Here is a 21,606-nt window from a genome sequence, read left to right on the forward strand (position 1 = left end):
TTTACTGCCCCGTGAGCTTGCATTTCCATACGGAGTAGTAGAAATTCTATTTATTAAGGATAAACTTTTTCACTTCAGAATATTTCGGTGTGCTTAATTTATAAAAATAAATACCGTTTGAAAGCATTGTGGCATAAAAAGATACCGTGTTATTTCCAGCCGGCATTTCTTCGTTAATAAGAGAAGCTACTTGTTTACCATTAATATCAATTACATCAAGGGTCACAAATTGTTTCTCCGGAATGGTAAACTGTATAGCAGTGGTTGAGCTAAAAGGATTTGGTAATGCCGAGGTGTTAAATTCCCGTTGATCAGATACTATTTCCGTTCGCGAGTTTTCGCACTGGGTGGTAGCCGTGTTACTGTTAGGATCATAAGTGTACCCATCTTTAGTAATATCAGTTATGGTAAAACACCACATACCGACAGGATTTGCCACTGAAGTCGTGGTTAACCTGGCGATTCCTTTTGTATTGGTTGTTGCACTCGTGATTCCTGCGTTTGGTCCCGAATAGGAAGCTGTAACAGCGACACCTGAAACCGGCTGATCATCCTGATCAACAATGGTAACCTTATCTATTCCTTTGGTGCCGTTATTTTTTATTTTCCTGGATACTTCCTGGACCAGAACATGTAAAGCCGAAGCTTGCTGATTTAAATCAATCGTTCCAACCTTCAACTGATCACTTACACTGTAAGCAATATAGCTTTTGTCTAATCAAGAAAAATCCAATGTTCTTATGCCGCCCGATGTTGGGCTTCCCTGCTTGTCCACGTATTCTTTTGCCAAAACTCCATCAGGAACGGTCCAAAATAAAATTCTACCATAGTAACCAAGTCCTCCCAACCCGTACTGTATCAAACCAGAAGCTGCATATTTTCCGTCGGGAGTAAACTTCACTGTATTATATCCATAGTCACCATCTATGTGGAGTGTTTTAATCAACTGACCATCAGAAACTCTCCAAATCTTAGTAGTCATGTTGTAGCCGCTGCCGGCGCTTGCAACAAATTGTCCATCGGGAGAAACATCAACATTGACATTGGTTCCACCGTTAAGGTATGTCCCATGGGTAAGTGTTCTGATGAGAACCCCGGTATTGTAATCCCAGAATTTCACGAGTCCATCATCACCACCGGAAATAAGATATTTTCCATCAGGAGTAAAGGCAAGACCGTCCGTTTCATACTGATGACCGGGTAGTGTTCTCAGCAAATTGAAATTATTGTCATAGATTCTGATTTCGCCATTGTTATTATAACCCGCCGGCTGCAATAACAGTTTGATCCGGAGAATATTCAATAGCATATACATTCCCTCCGGGATTGGTCAATGATTTAAGCTGCCTTCCGTCTACCGCGTATTTAAATTGTCCGGGTTTATCTGCAGAACATCCGCCATCAGGAGCACAATAAACACTTCCATTGCCAGAGATAATCGTTTGACCATCTGAAGAAACATCAACATCGTTTGTAAGCCCCATAGCTGGATTTTCAATGGAAGTTAGTAAGTCACCATCCGTTACTTGCCAAACCTTGATTTGGCCGCATAGATAAGGAAAGCAATTATCAGCAGAACCGCCTGTGACAAGACGTATGTTGTCCGGTGAAAATTTAATGGTTTGTACCTGTACGGTTTTCTGCCATAAAATATTAATATCTAACGACTGGGCAGTTACACTTTGGGCAATAAACAGCAATGAGCATATTGCCGGGATAAACCTGGAAAAATTTTTCATGGTTAAGCAATTTTCGTGAATGATTAATTTAAAATCAGTTTGTAAGCATTTGAGCAATCATATTACCACGCCATTATTCCGATGGCAATAGTTTAGAATTACAAAAATAATTAACCGCAGGCTCGAAATATCATGGAATTATAACATTTTCACTTTTAAAAAACAATCTACATTTCTTTGAAATCCGGATTAAAAATTTCTAATGGACATTCCCATATACTAAGACTTCCCCTCATCATAATTGGTTTCAAGAACTGCTTACAATCGGTAAATAACCACGCAAACCGTCCCTCCGTATAATCGCCAAATGCTTTTTCTTCAATTGATAGCTCATTTAGAAAATAATCGGAATAATTACAGTCCGGTATTTTGACAATATCTGTTACCGCAGCTTCTCCTATTATTGCGCCAAAAGGAAGCCCTGAAAAATTATTGATGTATTTGGTAAACGGATATTTATCGCAGAAGATGATGCCTGCTTTACTTTTACTTGCATGAATAAGGATTCTTCCCCGATAGGTCGTCTGCCAGCTTCTTGTTTCTATTGTTTTATGTCCTGTAACTACAAGAGTGCCCAGGGCTGCAAGAGTGATATAGCTTTCATGAGAAATAGCTGTTACGATAGGTATCAGTTGTAAATATTGAAATCGCAGTATTTACAGTTCCATTATTGAATGCGATATTTTTCTACCTTGTCGGGATAATATCGTTAACCTTTTTTCCTCTTCAAAATAAAATCAAAACCCAATAATGAAAAAACAATTACGAAGTCAGAGTAAAATTTCGAAATCGAGAACGCCACAACTTCTGCGGCTGGACATAAAGTTAGCTCCGCATTTTATCACCTTATTGATGATGATATTCAGTTTAACCTATGGACAAAGTATGGCCCAGGGAACATGGACACCAGTTACAAGCCGTGCAATAGATCCAAACGGCGGCGGCATGCTTCTGCTCTCCGATGGCACTGTGATGGCAAAGACCTTTTCAGGTGGGGATTCTTATGGAAATATTTATGATAAGCTGACACCAGACAGCCATGGCAGCTACATTAATGGTACCTGGACAAGAATGCCTGCAATGCATAACACGCGTCTTTATTTTTCGTCTCAGATACTTATGGATGGCCGGGTATATGTTGCAGGTGGTGAATATGGAAGCGGTGGATCTCTTGGTGAAACCTTTGATCCGCTCACGAATGTATGGACTATGGCACCTAATCAGGGCCAGAGGATCAGCGATGCTAATTCAGAAATTTTACCAGACGGCAAAGTACTCCAGGCTCTTGTAACCGGCAGCCTGAAAGGGACTGACATTTATGATCCGGTGACTAATAAATACAGTACTGGTCCCACCGCCCGTGGCATTCATAATGAATCCGCCTGGGTGAAGCTTCCCGATAACAGCATTTTATTTGTAGACCGTTTGAGCACCGCATCCGAAAGATATATACCTTCCTTAAATCAATGGATTGCAGATGCAACAGTGCCGGTTTCTTTGTATGACTCTTTTGGTGATGAAACAGGTGCAGCAGTTTTATTACCTGATGGCCGCGCTTTCTTTATCGGATCCAGCGGACACACTGCTTATTATTCCCCTTCCGGTACAACCAGTCCGGGAACCTGGACTGCAGGGCCAAATATTCCCAGCGGAAAAGGAACCCCTGATGCACCGGCAGCAATGATGGTAAACGGCAAAGTTCTTTGTGCGGTCTCACCTGTTCCCACATCATCCAATCATTTTCCTTCACCAACCTCTTTCTATGAGTTCGATTACATAGCTAATACGTTTACCTCTATTACCACTCCAAGAGGTGGTGCATCTATTAATGTGCCTTGTTATGTTACCGGAATGCTTGATCTGCCTGATGGATCAGTGCTCTTTGCCATGCAGGATTCAACACGCTATTATGTCTACTCTCCGGATGGCATTCCAACTGCTTCAGGAAAACCGGTGATTAATACTATAAATCAACAGGATTGTGGTGCAGAATATACGCTTACAGGCACCTTATTTAATGGTATATCGGAAGGAGCCTACTATGGTGACGACTGGCAAATGGCGAGTAATTATCCGATCATAAGGCTGACTTCAGGTACCAATATATATTATGCACGAACCTATAACTGGAACAGCACCGGAGTACAGCGCGGAAGTGCAGCAGATACTGCTAAATTTACGCTTCCTGTCAACCTGCCGCAGGCAACTTATTCAATGGTAGTAACTTCTAATGGCTTTAGCTCAGATGCAGTATCATTTACAGTTCAGCCAGGTCCTGATGCTAAGATTACCCCTTTGGGCAGCCTTGATATTTGCGGAACGGGATCTGTAATCCTTGAGGCTAACAGTGGCGATGGATATACCTATCAATGGCTGAAAAGAGGAAATCCGATATCCGGTGCAACTGATCGAGCCTATACGGCCACTACTAAAGGATTTTATAAGGTAGTTGTAACTAACAGTAATGGCTGCAGTAAAACTTCTAACGGCACTAAGGTTATCAATTCCTGCATGCAAAGTGCAAAACTGGATTTAACTGAAGCAGATTTAACAATTTTTCCTAACCCTGCAGAAACTAAAGCCAACGTGCATTTTACTATTTCAAACTCTTCTCATGTTTTATTACGAATATTTGACATGAGTGGAAAAAAAGTATTTACCATCTTGAATCAAAACCTGGCTGAAGGAGAATATTCTCTGGATTTGAATGCCAGTCAGTTTACGAAAGGGGTGTATCTGGTAAATTTGATCACTGATTCAGCTACTCAAAATCAGAAATTAATTATACAATAGTATCCAAGAAAAAATAGCATCCTTTTGAAATGGGAGGATGCTATTTCTTCCGTTATACAAACCCACTGACATAGTGGATAAGTTAAATCGTTAAAGCCTTCAACCCATTTTAAGTGTTTATCTTTGTGTGCTTAAATAATTACAATGAGTGAATTTAAACTAGGTGATGTTGTTTCCTTAAAGTCCGGAGGACCTGGCAGAAATGTTTGTTATGTAGATGGCAGCAGAGTAAGGGTAGACTGGTACGACGGGAAGAATAACAAAATGGTCTATAAAACTTACCGTTCAGAAGATCTGAAAAAATACATAATGCCACAATATACAATTGGTGAGGTGGCAAACAATTTATAGCTCAAAGTAAAATGGGGTTATATTTTAATTCTTCAGCGTAATTCGTTATTAATTTCCACAAGTTAACGTGGCAAAACGGTAGCAGTATGATGGAACCTTTCTTCTTTGGTTTTCCGGAATCTCTGCCAAACCCACATTATAGTAAAGGAAGGAATAAAATCAAGGCCGGGCATTAATTCTTCCACGAAGTTAAATAAGCTTCCAAATGCTCCCCTCCAACCTCCAAATGCTTTATAGAAAATGAAAGCGGAAACGGGTGCCCACACCACATCACCTATCTCTCCTACAAATGGAATGGCATAGGTAGCATAACCCATTGCATCCATTAAGATGCAAAAAAGCAGTGATGGCTGATTTTTCATGCTGTTCATTTTTTATATTAAGCGCGGCTATAATCAAAATACATACCATCAGTAACGCATGAGAATCTTCCGCTTAAAAATTCGTTTTATTATTATTACAAAAGGAAAAAGATTACATCACTATGATAAATTTTGAGATCGACACATCGTCCTTTCCGTTGGTAGAAGCTTCTTTTGACCGGATTGCTACAGAGTTGATGAACCATTGCCAGCTAACATTAAATGATCGCGGATACAGATTTTTGGACCTTGAGTTTTATTACCATTGTCCACTTCATCCCGATACCTTTTCTAATAAGCACCAGGAAGTTGCAGGTAAATTACGAGCTCATGATTATGGAGTTGATATCTCACTTGGTGCTGATAACGAATGCTTCGGCGGAGTCTTACTGAAAGGGTTGATCAGATCGGATAGTAAAGTTTTTTCAAAGCCTCAAATACTCAAAGAACTGTTTAATTGTTTGCATGTGGGAACAAACATCATTGAATTGAAACAAATAACTGATAGTAATGAAATACGCTATTTTAAGACCATCCGGGAATTTACCGGAACGCCAGGTACAGAAGACCGGAAAAGCTTTTCTACCAAGAAATACCGCTATATAGCAAACTCGAAAGAATATTTTAAGTCTGTTAAAAGAAAGGAATATACAATTAAGCATTCTAATCTCTCCCTGGAAGAACAACGTGCTCTTTTAGGGTATTCATTAAGGCTGGAATAACCCGCAGCCCTTGCGATTGACTTTTCTTACGGAAACCAAAAGAGGTTTGGAAAGAAACAGGTTATCATGCCTTTTTCCTGTGTACGTTTCTTTCAAGGTTGGTATTCACCCATTCAGCATGTTTTACCGTCGATTCAGTTCATTTCTTTTTTTCGGCAGCTTATGCTCAAATATTTTCGCAGCCATTCAACCACTAATACTCATTTAAAAAAATTCAACAATGAAAAAATTTATTTACGGTTTTATGCTGCTGGGTTGCTGTTTAGCTACAAATGCGCAAACCATAAAGCAGCTTTCCTTCAGGCCCCTCACTTCCACGCTTGAAATGAAATATATTCAAAACCACCTGGTGGTATCACAGGATGGCCTTTTAACATTTGATGTATCAAATCCTAATGTTACTCCAATATTGGATGCACAGGTTCCCTACCCTGGAAACACAGCCTACGAGGTAACTGCTGAAGGAAATCTTGCTTATATGGCTGACGGAAATAATGGAATATTTGCGGTGTATAATATTTCCAACTTTAATGCACCGGTCCTTAAAGGATCCGTTGCAATACCTGCCACCTCCTTTTACATAAGCGGTGACATGGAACCCCATGGTAATTATGTCTATATCACAGGTGTAAATTCCCTTTTTGTTATGGATGTAACTAATCCTTCCTTACCAAAGCAGGTGAATGAGGTTGCAGTTCCAAACACAGGATTTGGTGGTGCCGGCGAAATTGGCATTGATCACAATAACCTGTTTGTAAGGGCTGATTTGGGTACCAATATATATGACATCAGTAATCCGACTGCCCCTGTTCTCATATCTGTTATATCAAATAAACATGCCAATAACGACGGACTTTCAACTGATACCCTTCGTCACCGTGTATTTCTGCCCTGGTTAAATGCAAGCCAGGAATTTATAGGGTACGACGCATATGATGTTACCAATCCCCGGGCACCCCAATTTTTATACGCGGACAGTACTTTCTTCGGAAGCGGTAATTTTGGCCCATCTGCTTATTCCTATACAAATAACGTAGTATACCTTGCATCTGCCTCATCTGTAAAAGCGTTTGATGCTTCTGCTCAATCTCATTCTTATCTTACTTCCTTTACTGGTGTGGATGTATCCGGTTCCATTATTACCATCGACGTTAAAGACAGCGTCTTTTATGTTGCTAAAAATAACGGGCTGGAAGTACTGAAGTTTACTCCTGGCAATGTCCCTCTTTGTTCCGTGACTTCAGGTTTGATTGCAACGAATATTACCTCCACTTCGGCAGTATTAAATTGGTTTGCAGTTCCGGGAGCTCAGAAATATAAAGTGAAATATAGCGAAGTTGGAAGCAACGTAGAGACGGTTGTAAAATCAAAAGACAATAAGAAAAAGATAACAGGACTTTCACCAGCTACCACTTATACCTTCAGAGTAAAAACCATCTGCGGCAACAATGTAAAGTCAGACTATTCAGCACCATCCAATTTCACCACAGCGGTGGCACGTTTACTAAGCGAGGATATGATTAGCCTGCAGGTTTTTCCAAATCCGATGGTGGATGAGTCTGCAATAAGTATTTCTTTAAATGAAACAACTGTTATCTCTCTGGAGCTATTTAATCTGGAAGGTAAAAAGGTGGCAACCATCGCAAATGAAACAGCGATTGCCGGACCTCATTCCTATAAGCTCGATAAGAATTCATTGGGAAGCGGAGTTTACTTCCTGAAGTTAATTACCCCTCAAACTCAAATAACGACGAAGATTATCATTCAATAATATTAATACAAGCAGCGCCGTATCGCCGAAAAGACGATGCGGCGCTGATATTTTAACTTCAACGAAGGTGTCTCCGCATGAAAATTTTGAATTACTCATGACTACACCAGGTTTTCAATTCCCTTGGTATTTTAGAAGCTAATCCATTCCTGCGACTGTCAGGTTGAACAAACATTCGTTTTACTTCCATAGCGTCCTGGGAGTATATTCCTATTCTACCACAACCAATAGGTGGCCGGTGGTTTGCCTGCAGAGAATTTCAGACAGCCAGAAGATGTGATCAATGCTGCTATTGAGATCAAAGATTTCATTCTGAATTACGAAAGAGAGCGAAAAGAAAAAGGACAGGTACCTTTTGAAATGCGAATCGGAATTCATACCGGACCTATTGTGGCTGGAATCGTTGGAATAAAGAAATTCGCCTACGATATATGGGGCGATACCGTAAACATTGCCTCACGCATGGAGCAATGCGGCGAGGTCGGTAAAGTAAATATTTCCGGAGATACGTACCGGTTGATACAACACCAGGTTAATTGCAGCTACAGGGGAAAAATAGCATCCAAGAATAAACAGGATATGGAAATGTACTTTGCGGAGGCGATGGGAAATTTAACGGTCCAAGGACTCAGAACTCTGTTGATGAGAGTTCCAAGGGTTGCAGGTCAGAGAATCTGAATCGGCTCACCTTTGACTGACCATCAGATTAAGTTTTAATTACTACAGATTAATAGTGGCCATTACATATTGACATACATTATAATGCCTTAAACCATTCTTTCTTTATGTTTAATTTTTCTACTAATTCAATCTCAATACCCAGCTTTAATTCTTTCAGTTTTTCAGCTAAGTCATTCTCATCCATTAAATCAATTGGAGGTGCTCCATCTCTTTGAGCTTCTCTTTTTGCTTCTCTTGTGAAGGTACCAGTCGTAATAATTAGGCCTTTATCTGCCCGTCCTACCATTGCACCTCTAAAGTCACGCACAACTGAAGGTGATATACTATTTTTATAACGCTTTGCTTGAAAGATAACGTGGAAGGATAGCACACCACCAATTCGCAATAGCCCTTTACCATCAATGCCACCATCATTTGATTTACCAGTTACTTCCACATTTTGAAAACCAAGTTCTCTTAAAAGCCTTTGACAAAGTCGTTCGAAGGAACTCGATGAAATAGTCTGTAATTCTGTAATTATTTCCTGTTGCCATGTAATTTTTTGTAATTCTTCATTATTATCTTGTTCTTCATTTAAATTAGATTTTGTTTTTTTTTGTTTAACTATCCTTTCTTTTTTATCCTCAGTAACAACCTTCCGTTTTACAGCTTCCTTATCGACCGATTTAGTTTTTAAACCTTCTTCTGTTAAAGCCCAAACACCTCTCGCTGAATTTTCAAGTAAACCATAACGTTTTAAATAATTTTTAGCCCAAGCCAGCCTATAAGTCAGTTTACTTGTGTTTCCTCTATGTATTTCATTTACTTGTTCGTCAGTTAATTTTAAAATAGAAGTAACTTGTTCTTCAATTTCATTTACAGAACCTGAACCACCTAAATTATGGAGTGCAGTCAAAGTTGGATTGAACAACTCATCATATTTATATTTAAAAGTCTCTTTCATTTCATCAATTGGTTGATTTAGATTTAAAGCAAGTCAAAAATATGAAAAGAGAAACGCGTGTTGCAAAATATTGATTAGCAAAAGCCAAAAATTGTCATAGAATAACTTAATGCCGTTATTAGGGTTTGATCATCAACAAGTACACTTAAATTTGCTTCGATACATTTCGAAATTCACCTCCCCAAATACTTCACCTTTCCCACCATATAAATTTTAGTTCCATACTCTCTTGCCAATGGATTGGTAACAGAATCCTTCAATTCAATATTGCTTAATTGAACACGCTCAGTGCTGTGCGGTGATTCATCATCTGAGATGATAATGAGTGACGTAGCCGTAGGTTGCTTTGGATACCACAACATAAAGCTTGAGCTGCGACTGATTATATCCGGCAACGGATATTTTTTAGAATACCACATAAGAGCGCCGGCCTCGCCATAATTGTAACAGTAGACCATGGTATTTTTTTTCACTGAATCCGGCAGCGATGTATAAATATTCGCCGTCTTTACAGCCATCTCTTCCCACCCAAGCATGTCTGCAAAATCCTGTGGCAGCGCATGGTCTTTACCATCTTCCCATTGCAGCATCCCAACCTTTTGCATGTTGTTCCGTGCATAAAAAGATGCTGCTTTTGCAGGTGACAGGCAAGGCATCATCACAGGAATGGCAAACGGTGCAGGAAATATAATTAAAATTAAGAGCGCATACCGAATCCACTTTCGTCTCGCTGTATGCTGCTCAATCCAGACACCACCACCTGCCAGGAGCACAGGATAAAAGCCCATGGTGTAATAATCTTTTCCACCGGTAACAGTGAATAGCAGCAGCATGATGAAATAAGCCACGGTAATAAAAGAAAAACTCTTTTTATCCCTTACAAAAAACCACAAACCCAAAAGCCAGACAGGTAAAGAATTTACGAGCAATAAAAATTGCTGTACTAAAAAAGTGAACGGCGAGATCAACTTCAATTGTGTTTCCTTCAGTTCTTCTACATGGCCCAAAGCAGGGAAGTCATGCTGAGCCTGCCACAACAGGTTCGGAAGAAAAATTATGCATGTAATACCAAGGGAGAACCATAGATGCTTGTTTAGAAGCAGGCGCCGTTGTTTGGTGAGAGCAACCGCTAAAAACAAAGACGCAATGAAAATTACTACCATGTATTTGCTGAGTAAAGCCAGTCCCAAAGAAACACCTGCTATATACATCCATTTATTTTCCTGTGTTTGGAAATAGGCAATCAGTGCATATGCGATCAGCGTCCAGAAAAAAATATCAAGGATGTTCGGCTGGAAAAGGATGTGAATGCGCAGATAAGCAGAAAATAAAAATGCAGAACATGCAATAACCTGTGCAATGCCCTTTCCACCAAGGCGGATAACAATAGCACCAAGGATCAGTATGGTTAATGCACCTAGTAAAGCAGGCCAGAATTTTACTAAATAAAACCAGTTGCCGAATACCAGACTAATGCGCCCTAAAAAGGGGAGGAGTGGAGCGGTTTCATTATAACCCCAGGCGAGGTGCCTTGCTTCGGCTAAATATAAAAATTCATCACGGTGCAGATCATAATCGTGATGAATACCCAACACAGAAATGAAAAATTTAATTACCGCAAAGCATGCAGGGATAATGAATTTGTTTCGCATAATGGAAAGCAATAATAAAGATAACGGTTGACTGCTATCAATTGCTAATAACGCATTACGTAAAGCAGTTTTCACCAAAGCATACTATTTCACTTTAACAAAAGGATTTCTACGCAGGAAGCTAAAACATACTAATTTGGGATGCTTAAAACCTGGCAAGTTGAAAAAAGTTATTGCAGTTCTTATTTTTTCATTTTTATTTTTTTTCTTTATTATGAGCGATGTTTCTGCACAGAAGTATCTTTTTTACATGCATGGTAAAATAGTTGAAGATCAGGGCAAGCAAGCAGTGAGCCCGTATTTTGGAGCGTATCAATATGAAGCCATTCTAGATACCTTCCGAAGCCATCATTTTACAGTAATGAGTGAAGTCAGAAAACCTAACACTGATGTCACCACCTACGCAAGAGAAATAAAGGTCCAGGTAGATAATCTACTCCTGAAAGGAATACCAGCCAAAGACATTACAGTAGTGGGTGCATCAAAGGGAGCGATAATCGCTATGCTGGTTTCTTATTATTTGCAAAACAGCGATGTGAATTTTGTTTTCCTGGCCGCCTGTAATGATGATAATTTTGAAAGTTTCCCGGATATAAAATTCTATGGAAACATCTTATCCATATATGAAAGAAGCGACGATATAGGTAATACTTGTGCACGATTTAAAAAGGCTTCGTCCGCAACTATCAGGCATTATAAAGAAGTAGAAATTAATACAGGACTGAAGCATGGATTTTTATTTCAGCCGCTTTCAGAATGGATAAATCCCGCCATAAAATGGGCAAATGGAGATTACAGGCAGTAAAAACTTCGCTACCAAAAATTACTGTTCAAGCCGTTGTTACTTAAAAAACTTCTTCTACCTATGTTCCGTATTGCTATAAAATAAAGTGGAATGGCACTGTTTTATTTAGAATTATAAACTATACCGGCTATGAAAAAGAATATCTATTTAAATTTTCTACAAGACCTTAAGGTTGATAGCGACCTACAACAGTAAATTATTTCCTTCAAAAGAAACACCCGGCAGGGAAAAGCAAAGCCGGTATTGTAAAAAAAACTACAGCCCGAACTAAAAAGTAATCCGGGCTGCAGTAATTCAATATAGGGAAACGTTTATTTATCCAGGATTAACTTCCTGATCAGGCTTTCATTTCCCATAGAAATTTTAACGTTATACACACCTGAAGGTAATTGTGAAGCGTTTACTTCTCTTGTAAAGTTCTTTCCGCTTTCTCCTTCATAAATATCCATTACCACCTGGCTTAGAATGTTTTCAAGTTGTACTTTGATGTGCTCATTTGTCGCATTAGACAATGAAAGTATAAAATGGCCGTTCGCCGGGTTGGGATAAATGTTAAACGAAGACCCATTTAAGATATCGGCTATTCCGCTGCAAATAGAAACGGCTACCTTAATTGAATCAGTGCCTGAGCATCCGTTACTGTCAGTTACCTGCACCCAGTAATTGTTGCCTGCTGAAACAACAATTGCCTGCGAGGAAGCGCCCGTAGACCATAGGTAAGAACGATATCCACTTCCTGCATCTAGGGTTAGTGAAGCAGTATCACAGATTGTGGTATCCATACCAAGATTCACCGTTGCCTGTGGATTTTCCGAAACCATCAATGCTAGAGAAGTATCGCTGCAGCCTGAAGAATTCATTTCAACCACTGCATAAATCCCGGTTGCAGAAACAGTAAGCATAGCCGAAGTAGCGCCTGGAACTTCTGCATTATTGTTCAGCCATTTATAAGTCACGGTATCAGCGTTCGCAGTTAAAACAACAGAATCTCCCTCGCAAAAACCAACCGTTGCACCTTCCAGTATATATGCAGTAGGACCCGGCATAACTTCAACATGCACAATAGTCGATATTGCCGAACATCCCGCTGCCGCTGTGATTACCACTTTATAATCGCCTGTTTCTGTAGCAGTATATGTGGAGCTGGTAGCACCGGAAATAAAGACTGGTCCGTTTTTCCACCTGTAACTATAATCGAAGCCTGTATTTGCAGCCAGCACTACTGATTGACCATGGCAGAATGTAGTAACGCCCTGTGGAGTAACTGTAGCAAAAAGAGGAGTGCTCACCACTGTAATAATAACAACAGTGGTGTCTGATAATCCAATAGTGGAGTTGGTACTGATAAGAGTTACTGTATAGTTTCCGGCGGAATCATATGTATGAATAGGGGAGGTGAGGGTGCTGGTTGAATCATCTCCAAAATTCCAGGAATAAATATCTGCATTGCTGCTATTATTGCTAAACAGCACATCAGTTGCAGTGCAGGGAACGTTGGTATAAGAGAAAGCAGCTACAGGCGGTGTGGCAGGAGCATGTACCTGTATTTTCACCAGCATTACATCGTCGTCACCACCAAAATCCACTTGTGCTGTACCAGGAGTACCCAGTCCAGCGCTGCTGGCAGTACCCACCAGGTAAATATTCTGATGCTTATCATCAATAGCTAAGGCAAGGTTATCTTCATCTCCTTTACCACCGAAATAAGTGCCGTAATTCCTTCTTCCATTAGAATCCCATATTTCAAGGAACATATCGCCGCTTCCACCCCAAACGGTTTGAAATCCATTAGGAGTTGACATAGTATCGGGGCTTTCCGTCGATCCGGAAATATAAATTTCATTATCACCAATCATAGTAATAGCCCGCCCACGATCATCAAATGCACCACCCAGATAGGAAGACCAGACAATATGCCCGTCCAGTGTCCACTTCATCAATACCATGTCATGATAAGGTTCCCTGTGAAGATCATATCCCGCCACCCAATGTTCCTGGTATGCACCGGGAGTAGCCACTCCCGTATCACTTGCAGAATAACCAGTGAAGTAAACATATTTGCTGGATGAATCTACGAAAACGCCCCTGCCGCGGTCTTCAACAGCACCCCCCCAATAGCTAACCCATATTATTTGTCCTGCTGAAGTAAATGCACCTAAAAGATAGTCCTGCTTGTCAGCCAGTGTAGTTCTTGAAACTCCCGGTGTGGCAATACCTGGACTTGCCGTGCTGCCATTCACATATATATTATCATTTTTATCGACTGTAACACTTCGTCCATGATCTTCTTCTGTTCCGCCCAGATAGCTGCCCCAAATCAACTTTCCATCGGGGCTCCATTTACTCAGGCATAAATCGGCATTCCCCTTCCATTGCGTTTGATAAACTCCAGGTGTAGCAATTCCGGTATCACTGAAGGTATAACCTACCATAATTACATTTTCATCGCGATCAATCGTAAGTCTGCGAATAGTTTCATCATCTGTGCCGCCATAGTACGTTGCAAATATTATAAAGCCATCAATACTGAAATATGCCAGTAATCCATCATCGCCAAGACCTCCGGCGTAGTGTTCACGATAAGCACCTGGCGTGGCTAACCCATCACTGTTGGCGTGGCATCCGAGGTACCAGTTGTTGATTTTATTTGATACCAGGCCCCGGCCATGGTCATCTTCCGTTCCTCCATAATAGGTACCCCACAACCGGCGACCTGCAGAATCATATTTTTCTAATATGATATCTACATTCCCGGCTAACTGCGTTTGAAAGGCGCCTGTTGTAGCAATATTGTTAGTGCTGTTACTTCTGCCTATTAAGGCTACATTCCCAAGGCTATCCGTGCCAAGCCCACGTCCTTCCTCACTGGAATCACCACCACAATACGTGGCCCAAACCAGCATAGGATCAATCACCAATGCCTGTTTTTTATCATAAGAGCCTGTAGTAAATCCGATAATATTTTTATTGAGGCTGAAGTGAACATCGACCGGCAAAACTTTTCTGCCAAGTTCATTTTTAAGATATGATTCAGGAATCATTTCTGTAATTTTCCCCTGCGCAGTTCCTGTTTCAATGTTTCCGCTGGAATACAGGATTTGATTATTGCCTCCATGATACCTGTACTGAATATCTTTTACATTTCCGCCCGGATGTACTAGGAAATCATAAGATACGGAAGTTTTTGGTTTTTGATCCTGGGTAGCAATAAATACCAGGTCTATGTTTGGGTATAAATTCTTATAAGTTATCTTATTGTATTGTCTTACTTCTTTAATGTTATTTTTAGGAGCATATGTCAGGTAATAATTAAGGTAATCAGGCATCATCTCTTCTGCAGTAATTTCAGGATTTGGATTGGCGCCAATAAATTCTACATCAACGCGGCTGCTTTCATAACGCAGCTTCGGTGTGGGCCGATCTTCCGGGTCAAGCTCATTATAGTGAGGAACACCCTTCGATTCATCGAACCTGTTATTATCATCCTGCATAGTATAAAGCTCATAACTAATCCGGTTTTGCATTAGCTGAACTTTCATTCCTTTCCTCTCGAATAAATAAAGTAAATCAGTGCGGGGCTTTAGATTTTCATCAAAGAATTGTCCTTTATTTTCAATAAACCCAAGCGGGCCTGAAAGCTGCAAAGGCTTTGAAGATGAGTTGGGAGAACCAGCTGTTGCAGTCCGGTTAGATAGTGAAGCAATAATAATTATCACTCCAAAAAGAGGAAAAAAGGATTTCATAACTGGGAAGTTGTTTAGCGCCCAAAAGTATATTTTTTTAACGAACTGATTTCCAATCTATAAATATTTTACCTCGGGCAAGTTCATTTTAACATTTCTCTTTTTTAACTAACTTCTGAAAAATTGTAAAAACCGGTAAATTATGAATCCCTGTTTTATTTCCCGCTGGAGTTATTCTTCATATCATAACAAAACAAAAACTTTAAAGCCCTTTGTTATCTTCAATAACAATCAGGTTGCATAACTGCAATTAATAATAGATTCAAATGTTTTCACTTTCGTTACGGTTTGTTTTTGCATGTTCAGGGATTGTCGGAGTGTTTTTTTTATTGAAATGCATTTCCAGGCTTATATCACTTTATAATAGCCCCTTTACCATTGAATTCAGCGCAAAGCAGCCTTCAATAATTTTGGCAATCCGAAAGCCGGGAACATATGAAATTTCTGTCAGGAGATCTTCTTTTTTTGGGATCATTCCCTACAAAATTTTAGTCTGCATGGTTGATCTGGAAACTTCTTCCCAAGTCGCTGTTATTCCGAATTTAAACCTGATGAGCCAGAGAACTACTATGTCCGGAGAGCGAATTATTCCGGTACTTCAATTTAAAGCTGATAAAGTTGGAAGCTATCAATTAGAGAACTTAAGCACTAACCTTTTTAGGGAAAATGATAAACTGCTGATAATGCCTGAGACCGGAGTTAAGGGACTGCTATTAATTTTAGGGATTATATTCTTCGCAATACTTTTTATTGGTGGACTGGTTCTGACTTTCATGTAATCTCTCCATGGATAAATTCCCATAATCACTCTACTTGATACATATCATAATGATTATTTCTGGCAAAATGTGATGCTTATTTAATTAATCAGTCCAATTTTTTTAGAATGAAGAATAGCTTCTGAGCTATGTTGGTATAAGAAGCAATGGACACCAGATTGTTCCAGTTCAGATAATGCAGATTGCACTTTTTCCCTGTTCTTTTGATAAACATCACGTATATAAACTGCGCGTATTTTACCTGGAAAATGGTATGCTATTGAAGCATAAATTTCGGTATCATGCTGTGAGCTATCACCTAAAAGGACAAATTTTTGCTGTGGAAATGCTTCGAGTATTCTCACTATCCTGGTGAACTTAGTAGCATGGTTATTCTGACCTGTTTTTAGTATCTGGTTAAATACTTTCAACTGGTTGAGTAAGAAAACACCTTCAGGAAATCCGTTTACCCTATGGAATTCAACCAGGTAATCATAAAGGTTCCATTCACTGCTGGACACATAAAAGAAGGGGTTTGGAACTCCGCTTTCTGTCTGTGCATGCATTAGCGCCTTATAATGATTCACTACTTCCTCAAAAGGTTTTCTGCTGCGCGCATTGTTTGTAAATAACACCGATAAACGTTTCCGGAGGTTAGAAGAATGGGAGACAAGAAATGTATCATCTATATCGGAAATAAATCCTGCCTGGGTAGGATGAGGCACGAATAATGAGCCGGAACCTGAAGTAATAACAGTATCGGGCATGTTTATCAGTTCCACTTTTACATTGTGCCATCCGAAAGAAAATGGTTGAGCAGGTTTCCATTCCAGCTTAAAAAAACCTTCAGGATCCGATCTTGTGCTAATATATTCCCCGTTTGCATATATACGGAGTGTTGCACCGTTTACCGGCCTGACAATAAATAATCGGATTAGTGAAAAAAAATTAACGAATAGATTTTGCCGGTAATTTTTTCTCGGCAGTGGCCAAAGCGATAAAACATGACCCAAAATAGTGACGTGCTCGGTATTTCCGTACCCATTGTAAACCTTTATTGCGACCTCATTGCTAAGTCGCAACCAATTCAACAGCATCCGTTTCCATCTACCACTGCCTTTTTTCAATTGTGCATTGTATTTATTCTTTCATTAGTTTGCGCCTGTAACTCTATAATCATTCTTAAAATATGATTGATAGCCACCAATCAAAATTACTATTTGTAATTAACCCAATATCCGGCGGAAAGGAAAAAACCGATTGGGAATCGGGAATAAAAGAATACTTCCATGGTTCTTCACTTGATATTTATTTCCATGGACTGAAAGGGGAAAATGATGCAATACTGCTGAAAGATCAGATTTCGAAATACCAGCCTGATAAAGTAATTGCCGTTGGAGGTGATGGCACGCTTAAACTCGTAGCTGAGCAGTTGTTAAATACCAATATGGCATTAGGAATTTTACCTGCAGGTTCAGCAAATGGAATGGCGAAGGAGCTGGGTATACCCGATGAGATTAATGATGCACTGAACGTAATACATAAAGGCACCATCAGGAAGATAGATGTAGTAAAAATAAATGATAATGAGATCTCGCTCCACCTGAGTGATATAGGTCTGAATGCATTACTTATAAAATACTATCAGAAAGGAAAAAAAAGGGGCATGTGGGGATATGCCAAAGCAATATTCAGAGTACTTTCTGAGCGGAGATACATGAGGGTAGAAATGCAAATACCCGGACAAAAGCTGGTTCGTAAGGCATTTATGGTAGTGGTAGCAAACACCAGGACTTACGGGACTGGTGCCATTATTAACCCGGAAGGAAATCTTTATGACGGAAAGTTTGAATTGGTAGTTGTAAAAAAATTATCTGTTCCCGAGCTGTTTAAAATGATCCTGACGCATCAATCTTTTAATCCCGAAAAAATTGAAACAATACAAACAGAACAAGTCGCTATTACTATTCCGCACAGATCCTATTTTCAGGTAGACGGGGAATACCGTGGCAAGGTAAGAGGGCTTGAGGCCAAAATTTTACCCGCATCCCTGAACATGCTATTGCCGATTCAATCGGATTCATACAAGTCTTAAAAAATCTTTTTAACAGGATGAGCAGGTTGATTTCGAGGAAAACTGACTTATAATATGAAAATTAAATTTCAAAATTTTCTTAAGACCATTACACTTAAGATTCTTGTTGTTGCTGTGTTGTTTGTAGCTTCTTTATTTTTATTTGCCGTAATTGCTGATGAGGCTGTTTTGGAAAATGAGAATCAATTCGATCAAAAAATATTCGGCATAATTTCTCCATATTCAACACCTAATTTTGTTCATGTAATGGAGAAAATTACTTTTTTCGGATCAGGTGAATTTCTCCTACCTGCTTACCTTTTGCTCGCATCCTATCTATTTATAAGAAAAAGATTCCGGGAGACAATAGACATTGCTGTAGTGGCATTAAGCAGCACCGCTTTAACCTTTGCCCTGAAGCAGTATTTTCACCGGGCAAGGCCAGACCTCTCTCTTATTAAACGCCTTACTACATTCAGTTTCCCCAGCGGCCATACCATCTCCTCTTTCATCCTGAGCTTTATTTTAATGTATGTAATCTCTAATACGGGATTGAAAAAAGGAATAAAATGGTTGCTCTACTTTTTACTATTATCGTACACGCTTTCGGTAGGACTAAGCCGAATTGTATTGCATGTTCACTATCCTACAGATGTACTGGCTGGCTATTGCTTTGCACTAGCGTGGCTTATTATAAGCTTTTGGGCACTGCAAAAAATACCTTTTACTAAAATTATTTCTAACCCGGTACGATGATTATATTTTAAACCGATGGATTCTTACATTGAAGAAAGAGCCATAATTTTCTGCCCGAAATTTCATAAAGGATTTACTGAAAAAATCCTGTTTGCATATTAACGTATATTATCAGCTACTTAAAAATTCAGAGAAATTAACAAGATACGTAACGATGCTATTTTTAAGCACATTAAATTTTCACTGTTACCTGCAGCTGGAAATTCTGAGGAGCTTCAAGTAATGCCGGCCGTATAGAGTAGGTGCGATTTAGTAAATTTTTAGAAATAAGGGATATTCGAACACTGCTGACTATATCATATGAAAGCCTGAAATCAATTATATAATCGCCATTCTTGTGGCGATTGCGCCATTCCTTTACTCCGGGTATTAATTCGGTAGGTTTTTCGAAAAGTGTTATCAATAATGGATCGGTACCTTCAAAAAATGGGTCTACGTTTACCATATAGCTATTGTACCTCATCTCAGCCCCTGCAGAAAATTTATTATAACTCAATTCAACGTTAAATTTTGCGGTTGTTTTAAAACGGTAATTTAAAATTTTAGTCTCATTTAATGAATCAACCTGCTGGTTTGAAAGCACGGTGCTGTTATTAATAATACTGTCAACCAGTTTTTTTTGCGTTCTGTTTATAGGAGATATAAAATCTATACCTGCTAATAAGTTTGTTTTCAAATTTCCAATATTTCCTTCACCAATTACAGATAGCTCAATACCGGTTATGGAAGCATTCCCGATGTTTATTGATTTAAATCCTACGAAAGAAAAATCGTAATCACCTGCCGTTAATTCAGGGGGGTAATATCCAAACTTGAATTCAATTAAATTACTGTAGCGTTGAGTAAAACCAGACAGGTCAAGATAACTCAGCCAATTGCCAATTTTCAACGCTTGTTTCAGGCCAATATCAGCGCTCCATCCTTTTTCGGGCTGTACACCAGGATTTGGAAAAATCTTTAAAGCACCAACAGACGTGCTTATATATTTTTCAGCGATAGAAGGAAAACGGTATCCCTGCCCGAATGAAGCACGCAGATACGTTCCTTTCAACAGTTGATAATTGATTCCGGCTCTGAACACTGGCCTAGAATTGCCTGTAAATGAATCGACCTTAAAAGTTTCATAGCGCAATCCTGCTACTGCATTCAGCCTTCCTATTTTTTTATCGACCTGCGTGAAAATAGCAAAATTACTTGCCAGATGGTTACCGTATAGTTCTGCAGTAACAACAGAATAGCTGCCCACTGCACCGGCCGTAAAACTGATATCGTGAAATATTATTTTCTGATACAAATACTGGCTGTAATACCAATTGGAAACAGCTCCCTGACTTGTGTTGTTATTATTTTTTGTATAAAAATATCTTAACCTTAAATCATGGTGGCCTCCGTTTGGCGAAAAAAAAGTTACAAAAGGATCCAGGTTAAACCGCGTATTTTTTCCTTCTGAAAGCGTAGTAGTTGACGTATCGAGTCCGCCGAGAGGTCGCAGTGCTCCGGTGGTATCATTTGCCCATAAAAAATAAGTCCCTGACTGGTAATACATCAAATTGGTATTGATGCCTGCAGAAAGACCTATATTTTTAAAACGATATCGTGTATTTGCATTTATCCGGCCACGCTGGGTAAATTCTCCTTCATGAAAGCTTGATTCGTTATATACATTGCCTCCCAACACTAAATCAAATTGATGGTAACGGCGGCTGTGGGAAAAATTTCCTCCATTAAAATAAGGCTGCTTATTTTGCCACCATATCAGATTTTTATCAGGCGGATTAATATATAAACCCTGAAAGATATTTATCCTGGTTTCTGGTTTCGAAACAGGGTAAGCAGTACGTATGTTGATTACACCATTTAATGCTGAAGATCCGTATAGTACCGAAGAGGCACCTTTAATAATTTCAACCTGGTTTAAATTTTCGATGGGCAGGAACTCCCATTTCACATCATTTGCATCACCAGTTAATTCCGGAATATCATCCACCAGAACCATTACACGACTGCCTGCTCCATATGAAAATCCGCTTCCTCCGCGAATGTTAGCTTGGTTGTCTATTATTGTAACCCCGGGCACTTTTTCAAGCGCCTGGTCCATGCTGATTGCATTCGTATTATGTATGAAATCTGGTTTCAAAACCTCCATGGAAACGGTTTCATCTGTAATCTGTTTATTGTATTTACTCGCACTTATTACTATTAAATTTAATTCACTCGTATCCTCGTTAAGGTCTGCATTCAGAATTAGTATTTGGTCGGGAATAAGAGAAATGGTTTTCTGCTGTTTTGCATACCCAAGGTGACTAAATGTTATAGTGTAATTACCTGCGTTTACTATTAATTTATAATTACCCAATGCATCAGTACTCGTTCCCTGACCATCCGCTGATCTCACTATAGCTCCTGTAATGGCTTCACCATTGCGACTGTTTTTTACTGAACCTTTCATTGTGGCT

The 21,606-nt window shown here is 39.4% G+C and carries 19 protein-coding genes; 9 read left to right on the plus strand and 10 right to left on the minus strand.

Translation table 11 applies throughout. From position 1 onward, the window contains the following. Positions 1–46 precede the first annotated feature (46 nt). The 4 genes from H0W62_04505 to H0W62_04520 form a co-directional block, all read right to left on the minus strand. Positions 47–679 (minus strand): T9SS type A sorting domain-containing protein, encoded by a 633-nt coding sequence (locus H0W62_04505; GenBank protein MBA3647803.1) that lies wholly within the window; start codon positions 677–679, stop codon positions 47–49. A 39-nt stretch (positions 680–718) separates the two neighbouring features. After that, positions 719–1,309 (minus strand): hypothetical protein, encoded by a 591-nt coding sequence (locus H0W62_04510; protein ID MBA3647804.1) that lies wholly within the window; start codon positions 1,307–1,309, stop codon positions 719–721. Next, positions 1,257–1,739 carry a hypothetical protein gene (locus tag H0W62_04515; GenBank protein ID MBA3647805.1) on the minus strand — a complete coding sequence of 161 codons (483 nt, stop codon included), beginning with the start codon at positions 1,737–1,739 and terminating at the stop codon, positions 1,257–1,259. Before H0W62_04515 ends, H0W62_04510 begins: the two co-directional genes overlap by 53 nt. 167 nt (positions 1,740–1,906) lie before the next feature. After that, the gene (locus H0W62_04520; protein ID MBA3647806.1) at positions 1,907–2,395 is read right to left on the minus strand and encodes an ASCH domain-containing protein; all 489 of its coding nucleotides are present in this window, start codon (positions 2,393–2,395) and stop codon (positions 1,907–1,909) included. A gap of 94 nt (positions 2,396–2,489) precedes the next feature. Here H0W62_04520 and H0W62_04525 point away from each other — a divergent pair, with 94 nt between their 5' ends. Continuing rightward, a complete protein-coding gene (locus H0W62_04525; protein ID MBA3647807.1) occupies positions 2,490–4,532 on the plus strand; it encodes a T9SS type A sorting domain-containing protein in 2,043 nt (680 codons plus the stop codon). Between the two features lie 144 nt (positions 4,533–4,676). Further along, complete coding sequence (locus tag H0W62_04530) at positions 4,677–4,883, plus strand: DUF2158 domain-containing protein (GenBank protein ID MBA3647808.1); 207 nt, start codon at positions 4,677–4,679, stop codon at positions 4,881–4,883. A gap of 62 nt (positions 4,884–4,945) precedes the next feature. On the opposite strand, the gene H0W62_04535 is transcribed toward H0W62_04530, so the two are convergent. Continuing rightward, positions 4,946–5,245, minus strand: a complete 300-nt coding sequence (locus tag H0W62_04535; protein MBA3647809.1) for a hypothetical protein — start codon at positions 5,243–5,245, stop codon at positions 4,946–4,948. Between the two features lie 122 nt (positions 5,246–5,367). Here H0W62_04535 and H0W62_04540 point away from each other — a divergent pair, with 122 nt between their 5' ends. The 3 genes from H0W62_04540 (at position 5,368) to H0W62_04550 (ending at position 8,416) form a co-directional block, all read left to right on the plus strand. Further along, on the plus strand, positions 5,368–5,967 hold the full coding sequence (locus tag H0W62_04540; protein MBA3647810.1) for a hypothetical protein: 600 nt from the start codon (positions 5,368–5,370) through the stop codon (positions 5,965–5,967). A gap of 220 nt (positions 5,968–6,187) precedes the next feature. Further along, complete coding sequence (locus tag H0W62_04545; protein ID MBA3647811.1) at positions 6,188–7,738, plus strand: T9SS type A sorting domain-containing protein; 1,551 nt, start codon at positions 6,188–6,190, stop codon at positions 7,736–7,738. 231 nt (positions 7,739–7,969) lie between these two features. Continuing rightward, the gene (locus H0W62_04550; GenBank protein ID MBA3647812.1) at positions 7,970–8,416 is read left to right on the plus strand and encodes an adenylate/guanylate cyclase domain-containing protein; all 447 of its coding nucleotides are present in this window, start codon (positions 7,970–7,972) and stop codon (positions 8,414–8,416) included. 79 nt (positions 8,417–8,495) lie between these two features. Here H0W62_04550 and H0W62_04555 read toward each other — a convergent pair whose 3' ends face one another. Beyond that, positions 8,496–9,362, minus strand: coding sequence for a restriction endonuclease (locus H0W62_04555; protein MBA3647813.1), 867 nt, complete (start codon positions 9,360–9,362; stop codon positions 8,496–8,498). A gap of 173 nt (positions 9,363–9,535) precedes the next feature. Continuing rightward, a complete protein-coding gene (locus tag H0W62_04560; GenBank protein ID MBA3647814.1) occupies positions 9,536–11,014 on the minus strand; it encodes a glycosyltransferase family 39 protein in 1,479 nt (492 codons plus the stop codon). 160 nt (positions 11,015–11,174) lie between these two features. Here H0W62_04560 and H0W62_04565 point away from each other — a divergent pair, with 160 nt between their 5' ends. Then, positions 11,175–11,819: an alpha/beta hydrolase gene (locus H0W62_04565; GenBank protein ID MBA3647815.1), complete on the plus strand. Its 645-nt coding sequence runs from the start codon at positions 11,175–11,177 to the stop codon at positions 11,817–11,819. Between the two features lie 311 nt (positions 11,820–12,130). Here the strand turns inward: H0W62_04565 and H0W62_04570 are convergent, their stop codons facing one another. Further along, entirely contained in the window at positions 12,131–15,562 is a 3,432-nt protein-coding gene (locus tag H0W62_04570) for an SBBP repeat-containing protein (GenBank protein ID MBA3647816.1), read from the minus strand. 497 nt (positions 15,563–16,059) lie between these two features. On the opposite strand from H0W62_04570, the gene H0W62_04575 reads away from it, so the two are divergent. Then, a complete protein-coding gene (locus H0W62_04575) occupies positions 16,060–16,341 on the plus strand; it encodes a hypothetical protein (protein ID MBA3647817.1) in 282 nt (93 codons plus the stop codon). 80 nt (positions 16,342–16,421) lie between these two features. On the opposite strand, the gene H0W62_04580 is transcribed toward H0W62_04575, so the two are convergent. Continuing rightward, positions 16,422–17,417, minus strand: a complete 996-nt coding sequence (locus H0W62_04580; protein ID MBA3647818.1) for a DUF2183 domain-containing protein — start codon at positions 17,415–17,417, stop codon at positions 16,422–16,424. Positions 17,418–17,509: 92 nt separating this feature from the next. Between H0W62_04580 and H0W62_04585 the strand changes: the two genes are divergently transcribed. Both H0W62_04585 and H0W62_04590 read left to right on the plus strand, forming a co-directional pair. Beyond that, entirely contained in the window at positions 17,510–18,415 is a 906-nt protein-coding gene (locus H0W62_04585; GenBank protein MBA3647819.1) for a diacylglycerol kinase family lipid kinase, read from the plus strand. Between the two features lie 54 nt (positions 18,416–18,469). Continuing rightward, positions 18,470–19,150, plus strand: coding sequence for a phosphatase PAP2 family protein (locus tag H0W62_04590; protein MBA3647820.1), 681 nt, complete (start codon positions 18,470–18,472; stop codon positions 19,148–19,150). Positions 19,151–19,322: 172 nt separating this feature from the next. Here the strand turns inward: H0W62_04590 and H0W62_04595 are convergent, their stop codons facing one another. Beyond that, complete coding sequence (locus tag H0W62_04595; GenBank protein MBA3647821.1) at positions 19,323–21,599, minus strand: TonB-dependent receptor; 2,277 nt, start codon at positions 21,597–21,599, stop codon at positions 19,323–19,325. Positions 21,600–21,606 lie beyond the last annotated feature (7 nt).

It is taken from the genome of Chitinophagales bacterium, assembly GCA_013816805.1.
Lineage (GTDB): Bacteria > Bacteroidota > Bacteroidia > Chitinophagales > UBA10324 > MGR-bin340.

Excerpts from the sequence above, each read along its gene's own strand:
- H0W62_04510 (MBA3647804.1), bottom strand. The coding sequence starts at position 1,309 with ATGCTATTGAATATTCTCCGGATCAAACTGTTATTGCAGCCGGCGGGT.
- H0W62_04515 (MBA3647805.1), bottom strand. The coding sequence starts at position 1,739 with ATGAAAAATTTTTCCAGGTTTATCCCGGCAATATGCTCATTGCTGTTT.
- H0W62_04525 (MBA3647807.1), top strand. The coding sequence starts at position 2,490 with ATGAAAAAACAATTACGAAGTCAGAGTAAAATTTCGAAATCGAGAACG.
- H0W62_04530 (MBA3647808.1), top strand. The coding sequence starts at position 4,677 with ATGAGTGAATTTAAACTAGGTGATGTTGTTTCCTTAAAGTCCGGAGGA.
- H0W62_04535 (MBA3647809.1), bottom strand. The coding sequence starts at position 5,245 with ATGAAAAATCAGCCATCACTGCTTTTTTGCATCTTAATGGATGCAATG.
- H0W62_04540 (MBA3647810.1), top strand. The coding sequence starts at position 5,368 with ATGATAAATTTTGAGATCGACACATCGTCCTTTCCGTTGGTAGAAGCT.
- H0W62_04545 (MBA3647811.1), top strand. The coding sequence starts at position 6,188 with ATGAAAAAATTTATTTACGGTTTTATGCTGCTGGGTTGCTGTTTAGCT.
- H0W62_04555 (MBA3647813.1), bottom strand. The coding sequence starts at position 9,362 with ATGAAAGAGACTTTTAAATATAAATATGATGAGTTGTTCAATCCAACT.
- H0W62_04560 (MBA3647814.1), bottom strand. The coding sequence starts at position 11,014 with ATGCGAAACAAATTCATTATCCCTGCATGCTTTGCGGTAATTAAATTT.
- H0W62_04570 (MBA3647816.1), bottom strand. The coding sequence starts at position 15,562 with ATGAAATCCTTTTTTCCTCTTTTTGGAGTGATAATTATTATTGCTTCA.
- H0W62_04575 (MBA3647817.1), top strand. The coding sequence starts at position 16,060 with ATGGTTGATCTGGAAACTTCTTCCCAAGTCGCTGTTATTCCGAATTTA.
- H0W62_04580 (MBA3647818.1), bottom strand. The coding sequence starts at position 17,417 with ATGCTGTTGAATTGGTTGCGACTTAGCAATGAGGTCGCAATAAAGGTT.
- H0W62_04585 (MBA3647819.1), top strand. The coding sequence starts at position 17,510 with ATGATTGATAGCCACCAATCAAAATTACTATTTGTAATTAACCCAATA.
- H0W62_04590 (MBA3647820.1), top strand. The coding sequence starts at position 18,470 with ATGAAAATTAAATTTCAAAATTTTCTTAAGACCATTACACTTAAGATT.
- H0W62_04595 (MBA3647821.1), bottom strand. The coding sequence starts at position 21,599 with ATGAAAGGTTCAGTAAAAAACAGTCGCAATGGTGAAGCCATTACAGGA.